Origin of the sequence: Seonamhaeicola sediminis (genome assembly GCF_004358095.2) — a bacterium.
Lineage (GTDB): Bacteria > Bacteroidota > Bacteroidia > Flavobacteriales > Flavobacteriaceae > Seonamhaeicola > Seonamhaeicola sediminis.
In genome coordinates, this window is record NZ_SMZJ02000011.1 from 1 (window position 1) to 21,181 (window position 21,181).

At 31.0% G+C, this 21,181-nt stretch carries 17 protein-coding genes and 1 pseudogene; 8 read left to right on the forward strand and 10 right to left on the reverse strand.

Annotated elements, in window-relative coordinates; all coding sequences use genetic code 11:
* Window positions 1–128: pseudogene (locus tag E1J38_RS13290) on the forward strand (IS982 family transposase); the annotation flags it as partial.
* Window positions 129–255: 127 nt separating this feature from the next.
* Here the strand turns inward: E1J38_RS13290 and E1J38_RS13295 are convergent.
* The gene (locus E1J38_RS13295; protein WP_133357332.1) at window positions 256–3,192 is read right to left on the reverse strand and encodes an FAD-binding and (Fe-S)-binding domain-containing protein; all 2,937 of its coding nucleotides are present in this window, start codon (window positions 3,190–3,192) and stop codon (window positions 256–258) included.
* Window positions 3,193–3,363: 171 nt separating this feature from the next.
* Window positions 3,364–3,738: a JAB domain-containing protein gene (locus tag E1J38_RS15280; RefSeq protein ID WP_133357333.1), complete on the reverse strand. Its 375-nt coding sequence runs from the start codon at window positions 3,736–3,738 to the stop codon at window positions 3,364–3,366.
* A gap of 83 nt (window positions 3,739–3,821) precedes the next feature.
* Between E1J38_RS15280 and E1J38_RS13305 the strand changes: the two genes are divergently transcribed.
* The 6 genes from E1J38_RS13305 to E1J38_RS13330 are packed head-to-tail and all read left to right on the forward strand — an operon-like array spanning window position 3,822 to window position 11,957.
* Window positions 3,822–6,038 (forward strand): DEAD/DEAH box helicase family protein, encoded by a 2,217-nt coding sequence (locus E1J38_RS13305; RefSeq protein ID WP_133357334.1) that lies wholly within the window; start codon window positions 3,822–3,824, stop codon window positions 6,036–6,038.
* Window positions 6,039–6,049: 11 nt separating this feature from the next.
* Window positions 6,050–6,265 (forward strand): hypothetical protein, encoded by a 216-nt coding sequence (locus E1J38_RS13310; protein ID WP_133357335.1) that lies wholly within the window; start codon window positions 6,050–6,052, stop codon window positions 6,263–6,265.
* 1 nt (window position 6,266) lies between these two features.
* Window positions 6,267–8,456 (forward strand): AAA family ATPase, encoded by a 2,190-nt coding sequence (locus tag E1J38_RS13315; RefSeq protein ID WP_133357336.1) that lies wholly within the window; start codon window positions 6,267–6,269, stop codon window positions 8,454–8,456.
* Window positions 8,456–8,941 carry a DNA phosphorothioation-associated 4-like protein gene (locus E1J38_RS13320; protein WP_133357337.1) on the forward strand — a complete coding sequence of 162 codons (486 nt, stop codon included), beginning with the start codon at window positions 8,456–8,458 and terminating at the stop codon, window positions 8,939–8,941. The genes E1J38_RS13315 and E1J38_RS13320 overlap by 1 nt, the downstream gene beginning before the upstream one ends.
* A 6-nt stretch (window positions 8,942–8,947) precedes the next feature.
* Window positions 8,948–11,179 carry a DNA sulfur modification protein DndB gene (locus tag E1J38_RS13325; protein ID WP_133357338.1) on the forward strand — a complete coding sequence of 744 codons (2,232 nt, stop codon included), beginning with the start codon at window positions 8,948–8,950 and terminating at the stop codon, window positions 11,177–11,179.
* Entirely contained in the window at window positions 11,166–11,957 is a 792-nt protein-coding gene (locus E1J38_RS13330; protein ID WP_133357339.1) for a DUF2971 domain-containing protein, read from the forward strand. Before E1J38_RS13325 ends, E1J38_RS13330 begins: the two co-directional genes overlap by 14 nt.
* Window positions 11,958–11,991: 34 nt before the next feature.
* Here the strand turns inward: E1J38_RS13330 and E1J38_RS13335 are convergent, their stop codons facing one another.
* Genes E1J38_RS13335 through dndC form a run of 3 tightly spaced genes read right to left on the reverse strand, consistent with a single transcriptional unit; the run spans window position 11,992 to window position 15,816 of the window.
* Window positions 11,992–12,384 (reverse strand): DndE family protein, encoded by a 393-nt coding sequence (locus E1J38_RS13335; protein WP_133357340.1) that lies wholly within the window; start codon window positions 12,382–12,384, stop codon window positions 11,992–11,994.
* A complete protein-coding gene (dndD, locus tag E1J38_RS13340) occupies window positions 12,368–14,455 on the reverse strand; it encodes a DNA sulfur modification protein DndD (protein ID WP_133357341.1) in 2,088 nt (695 codons plus the stop codon). The genes E1J38_RS13335 and dndD overlap by 17 nt, the downstream gene beginning before the upstream one ends.
* Window positions 14,452–15,816, reverse strand: a complete 1,365-nt coding sequence (gene dndC, locus E1J38_RS13345; protein ID WP_186525871.1) for a DNA phosphorothioation system sulfurtransferase DndC — start codon at window positions 15,814–15,816, stop codon at window positions 14,452–14,454. The genes dndD and dndC overlap by 4 nt, the downstream gene beginning before the upstream one ends.
* Window positions 15,817–15,973: 157 nt before the next feature.
* Here dndC and E1J38_RS15120 point away from each other — a divergent pair, with 157 nt between their 5' ends.
* Window positions 15,974–16,144, forward strand: coding sequence for a hypothetical protein (locus tag E1J38_RS15120; RefSeq protein WP_186525872.1), 171 nt, complete (start codon window positions 15,974–15,976; stop codon window positions 16,142–16,144).
* A gap of 32 nt (window positions 16,145–16,176) precedes the next feature.
* Here the strand turns inward: E1J38_RS15120 and E1J38_RS13350 are convergent, their stop codons facing one another.
* The 5 genes from E1J38_RS13350 to E1J38_RS13370 all read right to left on the reverse strand — a co-directional run bounded on the left by E1J38_RS13350 (window position 16,177) and on the right by E1J38_RS13370 (window position 21,109).
* Window positions 16,177–16,824 carry an NUMOD1 domain-containing DNA-binding protein gene (locus tag E1J38_RS13350; RefSeq protein WP_133357342.1) on the reverse strand — a complete coding sequence of 216 codons (648 nt, stop codon included), beginning with the start codon at window positions 16,822–16,824 and terminating at the stop codon, window positions 16,177–16,179.
* 105 nt (window positions 16,825–16,929) lie between these two features.
* Window positions 16,930–18,201: a YonV family putative phage-derived protein gene (locus E1J38_RS13355; RefSeq protein ID WP_133357343.1), complete on the reverse strand. Its 1,272-nt coding sequence runs from the start codon at window positions 18,199–18,201 to the stop codon at window positions 16,930–16,932.
* Window positions 18,202–18,976: 775 nt separating this feature from the next.
* Entirely contained in the window at window positions 18,977–19,228 is a 252-nt protein-coding gene (locus tag E1J38_RS13360) for a hypothetical protein (protein ID WP_186525873.1), read from the reverse strand.
* Between the two features lie 26 nt (window positions 19,229–19,254).
* Window positions 19,255–20,235 carry a DUF3871 family protein gene (locus E1J38_RS13365; protein WP_133357344.1) on the reverse strand — a complete coding sequence of 327 codons (981 nt, stop codon included), beginning with the start codon at window positions 20,233–20,235 and terminating at the stop codon, window positions 19,255–19,257.
* Window positions 20,216–21,109: an AAA family ATPase gene (locus E1J38_RS13370; RefSeq protein ID WP_133357345.1), complete on the reverse strand. Its 894-nt coding sequence runs from the start codon at window positions 21,107–21,109 to the stop codon at window positions 20,216–20,218. The genes E1J38_RS13365 and E1J38_RS13370 overlap by 20 nt, the downstream gene beginning before the upstream one ends.
* Window positions 21,110–21,181: the final 72 nt, after the last annotated feature.

Consider the following 21,181-nt stretch of genomic DNA (forward strand, 5'->3'; position numbering starts at 1 on the left):
ACGCAAAGTCATTTGAAGGGTTTAAGACTAGGATTCTGTCTAAGATAACGGCATTGACTGTTATTCAATATATCAATAAATTTATCTTTGACCGAAATATTAATAATATTAAAATTAGCATTATTTAAAATGCACAACGGGTTGATTAAAGTAATATGGTACATGTGTTATTAGTAAAGAAAAAAGTTTGTTAAGTAAACCATTTTCTACAGAAAAGAAGCGTGTACTTCCAACAAATTAGATAGTGACTATTTACTACAAATCATTATCTGTATTTAATGCAGCTTTTAGAATACTTATAGGGTGCATTGAGTTTCTGTTAACAGCATCTTTTATTTGATGACGACAACTGGTTCCAGGTGCCGCAATGATCACATCATCTTTATAATTCCTGATTTTTGGAAACAAACTGTCTTCTCCTACTTGCATACTAACCTTGTAATGTTCTTTTTCATAACCAAAAGACCCAGCCATCCCACAACAACCAGAATTAATAATACTTACAGAATAACGCTTTGGAAGATTTAGCATTGAAAACGTAGATTCAATACTACTTAATGCCTTTTGATGACAATGCCCATGAATTTTCACAACACGTTCCTGATCTGTAAATTGATTTTCAGAAATATTTCCTTTTAATCGCTCATTATTAATAAACTCCTCTATGGTGAATGTGTTTTTTGAAATCTTTATAGCAGCTTCTTTGTTTTCAGCCAATCTGAAGTATTCATCTCTAAACGATAAAATTGCCGAGGGCTCCAAACCTACCAAAGGAATCTTTTCAGAAACCAAACCCAAAAATATGGATACGTTTTTATCAACTATTTTTTTAGCTTCATCTAAAAACCCTTTTGAAATAAAACTTCTCCCACTTTCTTCGTGCTCAATTACACGTACTTTATAACCTAGTTTTGAGAGTAATTCTAAAGCATCTTTACCTACCTCAATATCGTAAAAATTAGTAAACTCATCAATAAACAAATAGAGTTCTCCCTTATCAAACATGACATTATCATATTTGAATTTATTCTTAATGTACCACTTTTTAAATGTCGTTGGTGCCAATTTAGGAATACTTCTTTTAGTAGCAATTCCAAGAGCCATTTTCAACAACGTTGTATTTAAAATAGCATTCGTCAGATGAGGAAAAACACTACCCATCTTGCTATACTTAACATTATGCGCAATTATTCGTGTTCTAAATGTGGGCGGGTTTTCCTTATGATATTGGTATAAAAACTCTGTCTTAAAACTAGCAACATCCACATTACTAGGACATTCACTAGCACAAGCTTTACAACTTAAACACAAGTCAAAAACCTGCTTTAATTCTTCATGGTTAAATCTATTCTTCTTATTTGAATTGGTCAAAAACTCTCTTAAAGCATTTGCCCTTGCCCTAGTGGTATCCTTTTCGTTTTTTGTTGCCCTATAACTAGGACACATGGTGCCTCCTGCTGAAACGGGTTTTCTACAGTCTCCAGAACCGTTACATTTTTCCGTAGCTTTTAGTAGTCCTTCAGAATCTGAAAAATCAAATAAAGTTTCAATTACTGGTTCTTTTCTATCAACTTCATAGCGCAACGACTCATCCATGGGAAAAGCATCTACAATTTTACCATTATTAAAAATATTATTAGGGTCAAAAATCTTTTTAATCTCCTTTAATAGTTGATAATTTTTATCACCAATCATGAGCGATAAAAACTCAGCGCGAACAATCCCATCTCCATGTTCCCCACTAAAAGAACCTTTATATTTTTTTACCAGTTTGGCTGTATTAGCGGTTATTTCTCTAAAGAGTTTCACATCCTCAGAGTCTTTTAAATTCAAAATTGGTCGTAAATGAATTTCACCAGCACCTGCATGAGCGTAATACACTGCTTTTTGATTATAGCCATCCATCATTTTAGTAAATTCAGCAATATAATTTGGCAAGTCCTTTAAATCTACAGCCGTGTCTTCTATACATGCTACTGCTTTAGCATCTCCAATAATATTACCAAGTAACCCTAAACCAGCCTTTCTTAAATCTAACGCCTTTTTTATATCCTCTCCATAAAGTTCAGCAACCGCATATCCAAAATTTGAGTCTTTTAAATCTTGAATTAATTTCTGGGCTTTTTCCTTTAAAACTTGCTTTGAATCAGCCCTTAATTCTAACATTAACACAGCTTTTGGATCTCCTTCAATAAAAAATCTATTCTTCAACTGTTCTCGGTTATTCTTTGTACAATCAAGAATAGTTTTATCTAATAACTCACAGGCATATAAACTATGTTTCATGGCAACCACAGTGGCTTCTAAACTTTCTTGAACACTTGCAAAATGTGGGACAATCAGCACTTCTTTTTTAGGAGGCAAACTGTCTAATTGTAAAGTAATTGAAGTAGTAAATGCCAAGGTTCCTTCACTTCCACAAAGCAATTTTGAAATATTTATATCTTCAAATAATCCGTCTTCTGAATTACTATCTAAAAAAGCATCAACTGCATAACCTGTATTTCTTCTGTGAATGGTTTTACTAGGAAATTCCTTATGAATTTCAGCCTGAATTTTAGAATTTGAAAGTTTTTCAAAAAGAGATTTGTAGATTTTACTTTCTAAACTTTTGCCTTCTGCTTTCTTAGCAATAGTTTCTTTTTTTATAGTTTTGAAAACAGCTTCAGAACCATCAGATAATATAGTTTCAAGTTCTAAAACTTTATCTCTTGTAACACCATATTTTATAGAAGTTGAACCAGAGGAATTGTTCCCAACCATACCTCCAATCATACAACGGTTACTTGTGGATGTATTTGGTGAAAAAAACAATCCGTAAGGTTTAAGAAACAAATTAAGATCATCCCTTATAATTCCGGGTTCAACGGTAATAGTTTTGTCCTTCTCGTTAAGTTCTAAAATTTTCGTAAAATGCTTAGAGACATCAACTACAATACCATCACCTACGCATTGACCAGCTAAAGAGGTCCCTGCTGTTCTTGGAATTAAAGTCGTGTGATTTTCATGAGCAAACGCAATAAGTTTTTTTATGTCGTCTTTGTCCTTTGGAAATGCTACGGCTAAAGGTAGTTTACGATACACTGAAGCATCAGTAGCGTAAATGCTTTTATACAAATCATCAAAAAAGAACTCTCCTTTCAACTCTTCTGAAAGTGTTTTTAACCTTTTATTGCTATTTGATTCCTGCACTTAATGTTTTAAGCGAATATAATTATTTAAACAAAAAAAGCCCAAACTACATTTGTAATTTAGGCTTTTACGTGGTCCCACCTGGGCTCGAACCAGGGCATATATTGTACTAATATTCAATAAGTTAATTATTTAAATACTTTTAAGCACCCTTAAATTAAGCCTAATAACCTAGATTTCGTTCGTGGTTTTGTCATGAAACACCAGCATATAATCACATACTTTAATATTAAACAAATCGGTCATTTGAATTAGTTTTTTAAAAAATTTCAGCTTCCCCTTAAAGGAATAATAATCATTAAAACTTATCCTTTCTATAAGGTATATTGACCGTCCACTGGCTTTTATAATCAAGGAAGTCATATATTTAAAATTAAAATAATTTTCATTAAAACTTCTTGGAGACAAATTGTTCAATTCAATAACATTATTATTTGTATCCAATATCAACATCAAAAACTTATTATCTGACTTGTCGTTTTTCAAACAGTATTTAAATGCTTCAATTGAGGACAAAACCTGTGTATTGCTTTTTATTTTATTCATTGTTTATCTATTTTATTTTAAAATTGATGGCGTAGAACATCCTGTTTTTACTTATATTTGGTAGGAAAACTTCCCAACTATTAATGAGTCCTTCTAAATTCAAAGAAATCAACTTCCCCCCGACCTATAAGTACAGTTCGGATTCTGAACATATACCTCTAGAGTTTTACGAAGAAGCATTTCCGATAGCCAATAGGATTGATTTATTATTAGGCTATTTTAGCTCTAATGCAATTAAAGTACTCTCAAGAGCTTTTGCGGAGTTTATTTATAATGGAGGTGAAATGAGGTTAGTGACAAATCATATTTTCACTTTCAATGATTATGAAAACCTTATTAATAACACTGCTCTGAACAATGAAGATAAAATCATTGATATTTTTTCTGATATTTCATCTATTCAAGAAAACCTGAGTATGGAAGGGGAGCATTTTTTTGACTGTTTAAAATACCTTCTTAAGCAAGGAAAACTTAACATTATCCCAGTAAAATTCAATAATGTAGATTTAGCCCATTGTAAAAAAATGATTCTATTCGATGGAGTCGATTATATTTTAACTGATGGCAGTATTAATTTTACTTTACCTGCCTTAATTAAAAACTCCGAAAGCTTTCAAGTAGACGCCCCCTGGAATGGAGAAGTTAGCGTTAAAAGAATTGAAGATGAAAGAAATAATTTTGAAAAAATTTACAATAAGGAACATCCTAGTTATAGATATATTGATGAGAAAGAAATTGAGGTAGTAATAGATGCAATAGGGAGAGACAAAAACATTGAAGATTTATTAGATGACTCTTTAAAGTTTAATAACAAAAGTTACGGCGAAAGGATAAAAAAACTCTTAGAAAAAAAGAAGTTAAAGTTCAAGGAGTTAATAGAAAAAATTCACAATACTCCTCATTTTCCAAAATTCAATGGAAAAATTTCCGAACCAAGAGAATACCAAAAAGAAGCTTATAACGAATGGGTAAGTAATAATTTCTCTGGCGTATTTGCTATGGCCACAGGAACAGGCAAAACAATTACATCATTGAACTGTTTGCTTAACAGATATAAAGAAGATGGATTTTACAGAGCTATAATTTTAGTCCCTTCAATAGCCTTACTCAACCAATGGGAAGAAGAAGTTGAATCCTTTAATTTTAAAATTATTTTAAAAGTAGGTGGTGGCAATAAATGGGAAAAAGATTTTGCTAACTATGTAAGCAATTACTCATGGGGTATTAAAAAAGATTTAATAATTATTACAACGTACGGTAGTTTTGTACTTGACAGATTCCAAAGCCTATTTAAAAGAGTCCAAGAAGACTTTCTACTTATAGCAGATGAGGCTCATAATATGGGGGCTAGTGGCATTAAATCTATTATGCCAAACATCAATTCAAAAATGAGAATTGGTTTATCTGCAACACCCAAAAGAATATATGACCCAGAGGGAACTTTAGCAATTGATAGTTTCTTTAATGATTCACCACCTTACACATATAACTTCAGTATGGAAAGAGCTTTAAATGAAGGCTTTTTGACTGAATATAAGTATTATCCAATTATTGTCGAGCTTACAGAATTTGAATTTGAAGAATATACAGAAATATCTAAAAGACTGTTAAGGTATTTTGATTTTGAAAATGGCAAATTCAAAGATGACCCAATTGTAGAAATGCTTTTATTAAAGAGAAAGAACATCATACATAAAGCCTCTAATAAGCTATTCACATTCAACTCAATTCTTGAAGATTTAAAAAAGCATGATAAACACAAATATATATTTGCTTATATCCCAGAAGGTTACTCTGAAAATAACGAAGGAGAAAGTGAAAAGATTTTAAATCAATTTTTAAAGAGTTCTCATAAAAAATATCCAGAATTAAAAATGAACTCTTACACATCAGAAGACCAAAATTTAAAAGAAATATTAAGGGGTTTTTCAGAAGGTAAGATAGATTTACTTTTTGCTATGAAAATGTTAGATGAAGGAGTTGATGTACCAAGAGCTGAAATTGGGGTTTTTGCCAGTAGTACAGGTAATCCAAGGCAATTTATACAAAGGAGAGGTAGGCTTTTGAGGAAACACAAAGACAAAACCTATTCTACAATATATGACATGATAGTCATCCCCAGGTTAGATGGTTTATCAGATGAATTTTTTAATATAGAAAGAAACCTAGTCAATAACGAACTAAATAGAGTTGCCTATTTTGCCAGTTTATCAATGAACTATTATGATTCAAAAGACATGTTAGATGCTGTTTGTAAAAAATATGAACTCGACTTGGACACTATAATCAATGAACTATAAAATCTAAATTTATGGAAAGAAACGAAATTTTAAGAGAGATACTTTCAGACCCTGCTATTATTGAAAAATATGGGTTGAAAGAATCTCATATTAAAGAGTTAAAGGCAAACCCACCATATCATCAAAAAATAACTGAAGTTCTTTCTGTCATTATAAATGAAAATGACAATCACTTAAACAGTTCTATGATATATAAAAAAATTAAAAAAGTACATAATATAGGATAATATGGCTTCAATTATAAACAGTATCTCGTTCAAAAATTTTTTCAATTATTATGGGGATTATGATGACACTAGATATGAATTTGAGGAAGGTGTAAACATTATTGTTGCCGATAATGGTGCTGGAAAATCAAAATTCTTCAATGCTTTTTTGTGGCTGTTTTATGACCAAGTATTAGACTCGGATGATAAGCAAAAGAAAAATGTAAAAGATTTTGCAGTTAAAATAATATCTGACAAAGCGAAACAAGAAACTTCTATTGGTGACCAAGTAGAAACAGGTATAAAGATAGAGTATTCTACAGGCAGATATAAATATCAAATTATTAAATCTTTTACAGCTACAAGAATAAGTGAAAAAATTACAGATTTTGACAGTTGGCAAGTAACAATCAATGACATAGAAATAGATAAGACAGACCATATTTTACCTAAATATAAGCCTGTTTATGATGCTGAAGAAAAAGACACAATAGTTAAACAACTTATACTTCCTACCTTGAGACAATACTCCTTTTTCCAAGGCGAAGAGGTTGATAAAATGATAGATTTTAGCAAAAAATCAAGTATTGAGGAAGCTGTTAGAACACTAACCAACATAAGCAAATATGAAGAGATTTCTAAGTTAGTAAAAGAGATAGCTGAAAAGGCTGAGAAAGACTTAAACAAACAAACTAAAGCTACCAGTGAACATAACGACAGGTTAGACAAGGCCATTGAAGAAAAAGAAGCCTTAGAACTAAAACTAGAACAGGAGTCTGAAAAGCTTGGTGAATTTAAGAAATTATATGAGGATGCTGAACAAGAAAAAAACAACTTAGAACAAAACTTTGCTAATGCTGAAAAAAGAAAAGACTTAGACGATAAAATTTCAGATAAGAGTAGAATATTAAGAGGGGTTAAAGATGACTATGACAACTTTCTAGATGGTATTAACAAAAGATTTTTTGATGGGAATTTCTCATGGATTTCTCTAGGTTTTGAAAACTCTATTGAAGAATTTAAGACAAAGATTAAAGAATTTAGACAAGTTAGGTATGAAAAACAAGCTTTACTAAATGCTTCTGAAAACCCAAATGACTTTTTTACATTTCTTCCTGTAAATTCACCTGATGCAGTATCACTTGATAGTATGATTGAAAAAGAACATTGTTTTGTTTGTAATAGAGAAGCAAAAGAAGGTTCAGAACCATATAATCATTTTATAAAGCTTAAGGAAAGACCAAAAAACAAAAACCCTAAGTCATTTGTAAAAAATGACCTAGAAGACTTCTTTGGCAACTTACAGATAAATGCCACACCTTTCTACAACAAGTTTGATACAATACAGACCAGTGTTCTTAGAACAAGAGAAAGGGAAATTGAATTAAAGGAAAGGCTAGATAAACTTAACTCTGAATTAAAGTCGTTAAAGTCTCAAAGAAAAGATATTTTAATTGCAGGTACCGATAGTGAGCATATAGATAATGCCACAACCATAATAAACAATTATAAAGGGGCAATTAGAAGAATGGAGCAAGCTTTTACCAGAATTGAAAGGTTAGAGGATTCTATTAAGTCTATTAAAGCAGATATAAAAAATACAGAAAAGGAAATTACAAACTTGCGCCCCAAAGATATACCAGAAGGTTATACTATTAACTACGAAATAAGTAAAGACCTAGTGGAAGCTTCATATAATGCAAAAGAGCGTGTTTTTGATAAAATGGTAAGCCTCTTAGAGAGTCACGCTAATAAACACTTCCAAAACCTAATTAAATACAATGATATTAAAGGAGGTGTATTAAAGTTTGAAAAAACTCCTTCTGGAGGCATATCTCTGGATTATATAGATGAGTTGGGGAATGAAGTATCTGGTGCTTCTGAAGGTTTTCAAAGAATGAAAAAGTTTGCTGTAGTAATGGCTATTATATCTGCAAATACTTCTCATTACAATTATCCACTTTTAGCTGATGCACCATTATCTGCATTTGGCAAAGCCTTTAATAAAGGTTTCTTTGAAGCAATTCCAGATGTATTCCCTCAAAGTATCATTTTAGTTAAAGACCTTTATGATAAAGATGTACCTGAGAAGCTAACAGATTTAGGCCTAAAACTTCTTAAAAGTGATTTCATCAAAACTTTCCATATAAATGAAGTAGATGAAGAACTAGCTCAAATAGAAAGAACTACTAATATTGAAAGAAGAAAGTAATGACTGCACAAGAATTTAAATCAAATATAACCACCAAAAGACCTAGATATGCTGATAGTAGAATACCTCTATTAGAAGCATTCTCTGAAAAAGGTAGTAGAAATGCAGATTATAGCAGATTTGGACCGATATATGAATTGTACATTTATGCTATGATGTTGGGTATTAAAAGAAAAACACGCTTACCACTACCACCAAGAAACCTTACTTCAGATTTTTTAGAATTAGGTAAATGGAAAAGAGATTCTTCACTAGTTGATTTTTTGTTGATGATTATATTTACTCAAACAGAAGATTTAAGCTTTGACTGGAATGAACTAGAAGATATGGAAGAGGAACAATTAAATAAAGTTGTAAGTGAAGTCATTACTCTTATTGAAGAGTATGCCAATGGTGGTTTAGAATACCTAGAAACACTATGGCAAAAAGGAGAATTAGATACTTCTCACTATATGTTTATTGATTTGTATAAAAATTTAAATTAATATTTAATGAATAAAATAAAGCCTGTCAGAATAACAAACACAGATTTATCTACAGAATACCAATGTATACATTCAATTCAAAAATTAAATTCTGAATTTGATACTAATGTTTTTGCTGCAACAATTCCTATTGGTGCTTTATTCAAAAACAGAGACATTCTATTAGTTAATGACTTAAGGGGAGATGCTAGATGGGGTATGAATAAAATTATTCAACGTAATATCTCAAACAAAAGAGTTCTAGAAATAAAAAACGAATATCTAGAATCAAGCAACAGATTAATTAAGTTTTTTCCAGCTATAACAGTTGTATTACTCCCCAAGTCAGAAGGGGAACCAAGACAAAATTACAACTCAAGTGAAGAGGGTTTTGACAATATTGATTTTATAAAAGTTGAAAAACATTATGAAGATGATAGCTACTTAATGAATCTTCCCGTATCTATATCTTGGGATAAAAATAAAATTTCTGCATTGGTAATTGACGGACAACATCGAGTAAGTGCAATAAGAGAGTTTTACAATCAAAAAAATGAAACAACTTATAACAATATAAGCATCCCTGTTTCTTTTGTAATATTCAAAAATATAACAGATATTGACTTAATTCAAGCAACAAGAGCATTATTTATAGATGTTAATAACACACCAAGGTTAGTTTCAGAAGAAAAATTAATTTTCATTGATGATAGAAATATTCAAAGAAGAATTACAGCTAAAATTCTTGGAGCAAATGACCCAGGCAACCAAGAAGAGGATATCTATCAAAAAATGCTTAATGATGAAAATTTCTGCTTAGATAAAAATGATTTTATAAACCGCTATCTTTTAGAAGAATCTGGAAAGGATGATGAAGAACATAGAGGTTTTTTATCAAATCATAGAACACTGTTTCCTTGGGAAATTTCAAACATAATGACAGTACACCGAAATATATTAGCTAATATATTGCTAAAATATATGGATGCTGACAAGACAAGGGATATAAGAAGTATTGCCAAACAACTAAACTCAACAATTCTTGAAGAGATAGAATTAACTGAATCTGTAGAAGAATTGTCTGAAAGCAAAATACAGAAAATAAAAGATAGATTAATATCAAATGGTCTTTCAGATAGTGAACTTGAAGTTTTTGACAACTTGCTAATTTTAAGAACTAGACACCTTGAAGAATTACAGCAAGCTCAAAGAGATTTTATGACAGGAAGTGTAGCAGACTCTGAAGAAGAAGCTGACCTTGAAGAATTTAAACGTATCCTTAATAATATATATAATCAAGACTGCTCAAAAGATTCTGCATTTGAAATTAACTCAACTAAAATCACAGAGCTATTACAAGAAACTTGTTCTATTTATGTTATTTTTATAGTTAACGCATACAACTCTTTATGGTTTACTAAAGAAATTAAAAAATCTATAATTAACCTTTCTGATGATGATAAACAGTTAATATTCAATTTTATTTTATCAACTCATGAAAGGCTAAAAATAAATAACAATATAAGATTAAGAACAGACAAAGTTGATAGAGCCATAGCTAACTTTTTGAATGAATATGACCAAATACCTAATGACAAGAAAGAAGTTTTAAAAAATTGGGCAAATAAACTATCCATCTCACAAGAACCTATTCTTTTAAAAAAAATAGTAGGTCAAGAAATGTTATTTATTTATTTAACTGAATTACATTCTAAATTATCTTCAGTTGATTTATCAGAAGAACTTAAATTCATTAACTCTTTAGGTTTAAATTCTTTCTTTAATTCTGAATATGGTTTAGAATTAAACTTTTTTGAAAAAGATGATTTTAAAATTGAAAATTTCAATATATGGTCTGAAATAATTCTAAAGAAAAAAAGCATGAAACCTGGCTTCATAAATGCTAAAAAAGGAGCTGATTTAATCTTATTTATTCGTAATTCTTGGTGCACTAGAAATAATGCAATTAGTCAACTTAGAAAATTAGATAAGCTACAAAAATCTTATGGAATTGAAGTAACTTCTGCAATTTCAAATAATGACCCAAATGTTATATATGAGATGTATAAGGCTACTAATAATTTTCAAAATTTTGAAGATTATCTTACCCCAAATGAAATAGAAACAATCAAAGAAAAGTTTGATTCTCCTGAAGCTTTATCTCAAAGAGTTATTGGTGTAACTAGTAAATTATATGGAGGTTTAGCTTTAGAACAGGTTATCAATCACATCAACAACAAATTAAATGAAACTGTATAAATATAGAGGATTCAGAAAAAATTCTTCTGAAAAAAAATGGACAAAGAAAATAATTACTGAACAAGAGTTGTTTTTTAGTGGAATAGAAGCATTTAATGACCCTTTTGATGGCAGAGTTAAATTAAGGTCTAATGGAAAACTTAATGAAATAAAAGCCGCTCAAGTTAGGGTTCAATACACCAATAAGTTGGTGAAAGAAGAAAAATATGAAGGCATAACACTTAATCAAGCCTTTGATTTAGTCAATGAAAGAATTAGCGAAGAACTTATATCTAACGATGAATATAAAAAAGAATTGCAGACTAAAGTACAAAAGATTCATAACGAAAAAGGTGTTTTATCATTAAGTTCAATACCTGATAATATTTTAATGTGGTCTCATTATTCTGATAATCATACAGGCATATGTTTTGGGTTTGATTGGAATAAGGATGATGAAGTCTTTGGCAATTACAAAAAAATAAGATATCAAACTCATTATGATGATATCTGGTCTTGGCTTCATACAGATAATGAAATTGTTGAAAGTATAATCTATAATAAATCTATTGATTGGCATTATGAAAAAGAATATAGAATTATATTAGATAGTATAAGTGCTAGAAAGTTTAATAAGGAAAATCTCAAAGAAATAATTTTTGGCTGCAAAACCAGTGAAGAAGATATAAATGAGATAATAGAATTGGTCAAAGATAACAACTTAAAAGTCAACTTTAAAAAAGCTGAAATAGATGTTAACAGATATGCATTAAACATTAGCAAATACAAAAGTAGCTAGAATAAAATTTCTAGCTACTTGATTCAATTAGCTGTTAAAAATTTTTGAGGTTATTTTCAATTTTACTAGATAAAAAATCAAAGCCATCTAAATTGGATTTTGAATTTACTTCTTCATTTAATAGCTCTAACCCATCATCAATATGCATCTTTACATATTTAGCCAAGTCTTTATCAGATATGTGCAGGTTGTAGTGTAAAGCCACCATTCCCGCATAGTAATCCATATATTCACCAAAAAGGACCTTGCTGGAATATTCCTTACCACTAGAATTTTGAATATTGGTTATATCCATTTTTCTGTCCAATGATAAGGAATATGTTAATGCTATTCTTGAAATAATATTTTCTGTTCCCAGATTTAGTTTCCTGGTTAATTGAGCAACTACATCTCTGTTCTCTTTACTTGTCCTAATATGCGTAAACATCTTTTTCTTTTTTAAATTCACTAAATAATTCGCCCACAGGTAAAGATTTTAAACTAGATGCACCCTCTTCATTATGAATTAAAAATGCCTTATTTAGATTAGGCCTCAATAGTTCATATTCATTCTCAGAAAGTTCTTTTTCCAAAAGTGGGAACAAAACTACCTGTTCAGAGATAGTTGGGTAAAACTCCTGAATAATATTCTTAGAATGGTACTTATCAAATTTCTGCAATGGACTATCAATAAAGACAGGGAAACGGATTCCTGATTCATCAACCAATGCTTTTAAAAGTGCTGTTGCATAAAGCTGTTGTTCACCCTTTGAAAGTGAATCTTTATCAATAACATTATTGTTCTTATCCAACAAGTCAATATCCATAACATCATCTACAATATTTACTCTTACATTCGCAATAAAATCTTTTTTATGCATCAACCTTTTTAATCCTAATGAAATTGACTTTTGTAAAGAATATTTTTTCTCCTGTTTTATCTTGAGTATAAGTTGGTTTATTTTTTCAAGTAATTTTAATGTAACATCATATTTCTTCTTATCCGTTTCAATAAGATTAAATTCCTTTTCATACTCAACTCTCACTTTTTTCTGATTTGCGTGTTTATGTCTTAAAATCCCAAGCTCTTCTATTAACTGGTTTTTGGACTCGTTGAGTTTCAAAATTTCAGAATCAGCTTGAAGTTTTTCTTCTCTGAATTGCTTAGCTAAGTGATTATCTTTTCTTGCCTCGGCTTGTTTTATTTTGTTAAGAGTTCTACTCAATACAGCTCTATTGACTCTTTCACTTTGAACTATATCATTAAATTGGCTTAAAAATGTAGTTTTGATATTGTTATAGATGGCTTGGAACTCTCTATATTTCTCTTCTGCAAATTCAAGATAAATTTTACCAGTAACTTTACTTTTACTCTCAGCATTAAGTTTACTAACTAGCTGAATTTTAATATTCTTCTCGACTTCAGACCATGTTTTATCGTCTAGGTTTAAAGCACTTAAACTGACTAAAATATTTTCTGAAAAGTCTTTTAATTCTTTTTCAATTAGCTTTTCATCAATTGCACCATAGAGTAAATTACTTTCAAGTTTTAATTGCTCTTTTAACCTTTTCAAATGCTTCCCAGCTAAAACGAGAGGGGCTAAGTCCAATAACTTTTTAAGTCCATTTTTAATAGCTTTAGCTTCTTCTTTCAACTCATCCCTTTTGGACTTTAACTCTTTCAATTCTTCTAAAGTAATTGAGTTGCCTTCTCGAATTAGCTTTTCCTGAAGATTATCACTCTTTTGTTTAAGAATTGATGCTTGAGCATCTATTTCAGCTTGTTTATCGGAATTATGATTAATCCTCTTTTCTAAAACCCTTTCTTCAGAGATTAATGCTTCAAGCTTAGTTTGTTGTAACTCATTAACTCCTCTTCGCCTCAAATTGGTTAATAACGATTCTAAATTTTTCTTTAGTTCTTCGTATTTTTTAATACCTAAAACTTCAGAATATGCCTTGCTCAAACTTTTTAACTCACTTTTAGATTTTGCTTCCGCTAGTGATACAATTTTTTCTGCATCAAAGAAGAAGAATTTTGCAATTTCTCTAGGTAATATGAAGTCATTAATAAACACTTCATAACCTACTGATTTAGTTAACTCATTCTCATCCCCATCAATCAAAATCTCTATAGACTCTTCTTGTAATCTAAAATTATAACTTCTTTTAATGCTTACCGTTCTACAAGGAATTGATGGTATTAACAAGTCTTCTAATTCTATTTCAACAGAAAGAATATTTGATAACTCCTTTTCCTTGACATCCCTATTCATTAAAGACTTAACATAAGGCTCATACCCTCCTGAGTTCTTAATATCAATTTTGTACTTGTCTTCAACCTGAGCCATTAATTTTCCATAAAAACACCATATTAAGGAGGTTAGAAATGTTGTTTTCCCAAATCCATTTTTACCTGCAATTACACTAATGTTCTTAGAGTTTTTAGAATTAAAGTCAACTGTATTATGACCTTTATAAATTCTAAAATTTTCTAATTTTATTTTGTCAATTTTCATTCTTCTAGTTCTTTAACAAATGATTCAATTCGGTTCTCCACATCATTGTGAAGCCCATACTTTGATATCATTAAAGTCTTTGTTTCTTGAAGTGTAAGTAGATTATCGATTAAATTATAATAGGACATATCACCTCCACATACGTCTTTCAATATCCTTCTCTCAGTGTCATCCAAAGACTTGATATTGTTAGTGCTAATCTCTTTGTTGAATACTTTTTTATAGATGTCTCCAACATTAAAATCAAATATCATTTCTCTACTCCAAATTACTTGAATAGCTATCAACTCTTGATTCGTTATGAGGTTAACATGTGGCTTTTCCTTTTGTACCTCCTTTTGAATCTCTAATAATTCTCTTAGTTTTTCAGCTCTATACCAATCCCAATAAGGACCATAATTTCTTCCGTCCTCAGAAACTGCGTCCTGTCCATTTTTTCTTTCTGGCATTCTATGCTCATGTACATTCCTTTCATCCTGAAGGCTATTTCTAAAACCCAATAATGGTTGCATCCAATTTTGGCCATTGTCAATCAATGCAGACATAGATTTGTCTTTTTTAACTACGGTACATGTCCAACAACCAAATCTACTTTGACCGCATGATGAATGCTCTTTGTTAGTCACAACTGTTGGGCATTCATAATCATCTGCACTTGCATCAGCATAAATTTGAAATAAAATTGAATTATCAAATCCCCAAGGTGATGGCACTGAATTTATGATATACCAGACCTCTTCAAGCATCAATTCTTTAATAGGCGCATAAACATAAGTATTGGCTGTAGTGTTATGTTTAGAAAGCCTTTTACCTTCAACTTCATGTTTGCGCATTGACCTCTCTCTTGTTGCACTCTCATCATATCTAGTACCCAATAGTACAATAGCTTCTCCCGCCTCATCTATTTGTTCTAATAGGAAACTTGAGGTTGGTCTTATTTTAAGTTTGTCTGTGCACCATCTAAAGGTATTATTTGGCACAGGGTATCCCTTCCCTAAAACATTAATCCAGAAAGACTCATCTAATCGAGGGGTTGTTTTCTTTACTATAATTGGAAGTCCTTCATTTCTTGCCGCTTCAGTAATTTTAGCTAATACATCTTCCATATAACTCGCAATAATTGGATTCTCAACCATTGTATCGTTACAAACCACATAAACAGGCCTTCTTAACTGATGAGGGTAAGGGCTTTGGTTTTTAAATCTTTGCAAGGCAATCCAAACCAATGTAAGTAAAACTGTAGAGTCTTTTCCACCACTAAACCCAATAATCCATGGTCTTTCAGAGGTGTCCGCATAAGCATATTGGTCTATAATTTCAGAAATTATTTTTTCAGCTTTTTTACTTCTAATTTTTATCATAACTGTTTGTAATCTTTCAAAAATAACTTAATTGGTTTTGCCAGTCAACAACCCTATTATATATTAATTATTTAATTATTAACATAGCCCATATCGCCCATTTATGTAATTTCAAGATTAATCCTCCGACTCTATTTAATGTAATAATTAGACGGATATGTCAAAAGAAAAAAAATGGCTTTCCAGCAAGGAAACACAAAGAGCTGCAAAAATAAAAGGATGTGATTTAATGCACTACAGAATTCAGGGTAAACTTGATTTTGAAAAAAGAGGGAATGCATATTTTTATACTGAAGAAAGTGTTAAGGGATTAAAAAAAACCCAATAGCTAAATTACTATTGGGTTTTAAAAATTAGGCCCTAATTATATTTCCATACAAACCCACCACTTTGTCTGCGTTCACCCCTGCATACTCTTGCAATACAAGTTTTAGATGACCCTGTTTTTCTAGAGGCATCTGCCACAGAAATAAATTCCGCTATTTTCTCCCCATCTAAAGAGTATTGAACCACACGTTTCCTTCTTTTATCTTTAAAAGGACAGAAAGGTTCCTTCAACTCATAGCTCCAAAAGTAGCCTCCGTAAATATTATTGACAGATAAACAAGCCCTAGATATATGCTGTTTGGTTGAATTGATGGAGCTTGCTGCATCATCTAAACAATCGAATGTATCTAATAGCCTACCATTATCCAAGTCAAATTTATACACCGTTTTTTTAAACTCACCACCTATTGAGCTATTATATCCTTCTTCTTTAGAGTTATATTCTAAGACGTATTGTTGTTCTTTATGAGCTAACTCATCCATTGAACTTGCTGAATCTATTTGCTCCCACCTAAAAGCATCAACACCATGCGTACTGATAGCGTCATAAAATTTGTTCTCTTCATTTCTATTCGCTCTTTCAACATGGTCCAATTTGCGTTGAAGCATGGAATGGGTTGTGGCACCAATATAGATTAAACCATTTTCTTTATTCTCAACTTTATAAATAATTCCTTTCATTTTTTTCTAATTTTTCTTTTTAGGGAAGACCACTTAAAACCCCTATAAACAAAGGATTTATAAGCTAAATGACTCCCTGAAAAGAAGTCATGCATTAAAGTTTAATTAACCAATTTTTTTAAGTGAAGTACTTTCAATTAAATATTTACCATCCAACCAATCAATTAAAAGCTTTCTCATTCTGTGATTAGGAATGAATAAATTCATTTTTTCTTGATTTCTTATACACCCTCTCCATATCCATTGAATAAGTTCAGACAAAGCCCACAAATCCTCATTTAAATCAATACCTCTTTCCCTAAAAAAATTCAGCGTCTGAGGGTCAAAATATCTGTTCCCCAAGTAAGCCATTGACTTTTTATGACTAAAATTATTTGAAGCTCTAGCATTTATTGCAATAAATCCCTTTGTATAACACTTACCAGCAAGTTTAGCCCTATGGGGTTTAAAAGTAGTATATGCGTTTTCATCTGACTTAGTATTAAAAACTCTCCTAAAAACATTTGATGTAGTGAATGTCAGTTTTTTAGCATTGCTTTTACTTAGATTATCAATCCAAGTTTTACTAAATGAATTATTTCCCAAAACATTATTTGCCTTACCTAAATAAATATGCAACAGACTTTTATAATTATCCAATTCTTTACAAGAATCATTTTTAATTATTCCATAATCAATCTCATACATCTTAAAATAGGGTGCTAAAAGGCTTCCCTCAAATAAATATGTTAAAATCTGAACTTCTTTAAATTGCTTAAAAATCTCAATTGGAAACACCCACACAAAAAAGTATTTGTCTAAATAAAAGACTGTACTATTATTACATATTTTCTTTACTTGCCTAAAACCTGGGTCATCATATTCATCATCAATAAACCGTACTTGGTTATTATCATCTATAACTATTAGCCCTTGCTCTTTTAATATATTTATATCACGCGCACCTATTTTATGGGTTTTTAGAGGAGTTACAACTTCATCTAAAATCAAAATATAGTCACGGAATATCTCATAGTCCTCACGTTTTAATCCTAAAAATAAAGCATGTGTTGAAATTACATTCTTGCCCTCAGATACCATCTTCAAAAACTGAGTTCTCTTGTTATTATATTTATAGATTGTACTTGAATTTAAATCCCATGTTCCATCCTCATTAACCAAATCCAACTCACCCTCATATGCTCCAGTTTCATCTGGGTCTAAAGGAGCGAACGCATTGTTACTATCCAGTGCAATAAGTACTCGCTTAATTTCATCCTTAAAAGGTGTTATGTAAATAAACTTCTTACCGTCTTTTAAATAGTGTTTCATTCTCTCAATTGCATCATAGGTTTTACCGCTACCCATGATAGCATCATAAACTGTAATTTTACTCATAATCAATAATCATTTATATCCAGTTAAGGATATGTCCAACTTAGTTAACAACTATCAAGCTAACCTTAATTTATTCAAAGAAAATAGGGAATAGTTACTTAGAAAGAAGAAGAAAACAAATGTCTAAATAACATAAAATGCGACTGTCTTTTTAGGTTTTTCATTATCACTTTCATCTTCCTTCTAACCCAATTTCACATATTACAAATATACGAAAAATTTATGACATTTCCAAATTTTTTTTGCATTATTTTCAATATATTTTCTATTTAGATGTATTATTCTCATTTTTTATGTTATTATTAAACATTTTTTTGAATATTATTTAATATTTTAACAATTTTAAGCGTCTCTAAGGATGTTTTGATGAGCCAGATAGGGATTTATACTGCTATCTTTTAAAAATTGCTTAGAATCGTTCTAAATAATCTTAAATTTGATTTTAAGTAGCCATCGAATCTTGGCAAGTATTGAAACACATTCTTTCTAAATAAAAAGTGCCTTTATTTACCAACAAAGAAAGTAGAGCAAAGAAAGAAATAGTTTCTTTTTGTATATATATTTATATATATATTTTTATATAGTAATATACTGCTAGTAAAAACTATATTTGGAAGAGTTTCAGAGAAACCTTTGTTACTGAAATTTAAAGGAGGCTAAACGCCCCCTTTTTTATTGCAATCACATTTTCAGTGGTTTTAGGATTATAGAGCCAAAACCTTCTCAAAACTTATCCTAATGAATGGATAATGAAAATACAGCATAATGCTCTGTTCTAATCTATGAGAATATTAAAATGGTGGTAATGGTAAAATTTCCCTTTAATCAAGTAAACAGTCTTTAATTCCATAGTAACCTTTACTTCTTCAACGAGTACAATTTCACCCGTCTTCAATTCACCGATATCATGAATTACAGCAACCCTAAACGGACAAAAAAGTTGTTTCAGAAGATTGTTCCAAGTCACTACAAAAAGCTCCCTAGGATTGCTGTATTTAAGTAATTCTTGCAACTGCTTTTTATTCATAAAAGAACGTTTTAGCTATATAATAATTAAGGCAAGAAGTAATCCTTAGTCTTAAATTCAATTGAATTACCCAGTTTATTGATGAACTCATACGCATTGACATTCCGCTCAAAGTTGGAATCGATGTACGAGCTTTTATTGGCTTCTGTCAAAATATTGTACAGATTATAAAGGTTGATGGAGCCATCTTCATTTCTACTGAAATTAGGACATCTATAATAATCCTTCACCACTTGATTTACTTGGCTATCATTTAAACCAAAAGGAAATATCCCATTCCTCTCTTCTTTAGGAAGGTTCTGGTACATCCTTAATTTTCCTATTAGATGGGCAAATTGGTTTTCAAGAAGTTGGTACTTCGACATTTTCTCCAGCATACCTAAATGCCTTTCTTTATTATAGTTAGAAAGCAACAGTTTTATGTGCTGCTCTAAATCCCCTATCGTTCCAATTCTAATGCTATCCATATAACCATCTGTACTAATACACAGATTTAGGCAAACCATATTTTTAAAGCCTATAAATACCTTGAACTTCTCTAAGCTCTTTTTACTGTAAAGATTCTGCTCTGAGTAAGAACGCACACCTCCAACTGTAAGTGATAAGGAATTTCTATTGACATTCTCCGTTAAGGAAGGTATCTCAATGATAAATGCCATCCGTTCATAGTAGATGGTCTTTTGGTGTTCCTTTAATTCTTTGGCTGGTATGCCAATGGCATCTGGTGTTCTGCCCTTGATAATATGTGACACCCTAATCTCGGGTCTGTTTATAATCTCATTGGGAAACTGTTGCTTTATAAGGTCATTTACTGCATCTATAAATTCAAAATGACTAATGGTGGACTCGTTATCCTTGGCAAATACAGGTATTGTGCAATCCTTCCTTAAATGGTTCAAGCTAATTGATTTAGTATTGGCTTCAATAAAGTTAGTACCGCTTTTAGACACTATTTCCGATGTATCTAAAATCATCTGTTGTGGATTCCTATTGGCTATCAGTTCCATGGCTCTTATTTGATTTATTTTCAATTATTTCATTCTTGTCTACCAGTTGACCGTTTAAAGCATCCAGTTCTACTTTACGTTGTAGTATCATTGGATGTATCTGCTTTTGATAGGTTTTATACTTACTGTAGATATGCCTTAATCCTTCTACATTTGAACATTGTTCTATTTCCTTTTTGACCATCTCCAGTGATGTACCCATATTGCACCATTGGATTAATTTCTTCCCTGTTGCTGCATTTATCACAAACTCTGGCTTATCCATAAACAAACCTGTCCTGTCTTTACTTGCCTTAGCCAAATGCTTATCATTGATAAGTTCAAAATTGGCGGTAAGTTCGTATTCAAAGCCCTCTCTGGTGATTTCCTTAGTTCCATGCTTAATAACTCTTGTTCTTCCATTGCTATTCATATCCAATGAATAATCAATCTTTCTTCTAACCGTAGTGATGATATGGCAACTGGATTGTAGAATAGCATCTAAAAAAGCTTGATGTCTGGGCGAAACCTTACTCCAGTCTTGAAAACGCCCTCCAAGACTTTCATGGATTTGAAGGCAACCTCCTTTTCCAGACCATTCATGGGTGATGCTGTCAATGATTATCACTTCCTGACTATAGCCTTCACAGGCTTTGATAGCTTCTATATATCTCTCTGGTGAAAATGGCTCCTCTAAAGTCAAGACATTATATTCTCCTAGATGGGAATACAAGCTAGCTGAGTTATTCTCTGTATCAATGATAGCTATCTTTGACCAATCTTCTGTAATACCATATGCCAACAATAAGGCACTGTAGGTTTTACCAAATCCTGAAGCTCCAGACAAACCTAATCTAAGTTTTACCTGACTTCTTTTTGCTTGTTGTAATTTCATAATGTGTTAAAATGTTAATTGTTATACATTCTAAATTTTAAGACATAAAAAAAGGGCTCCATTTCTGAAACC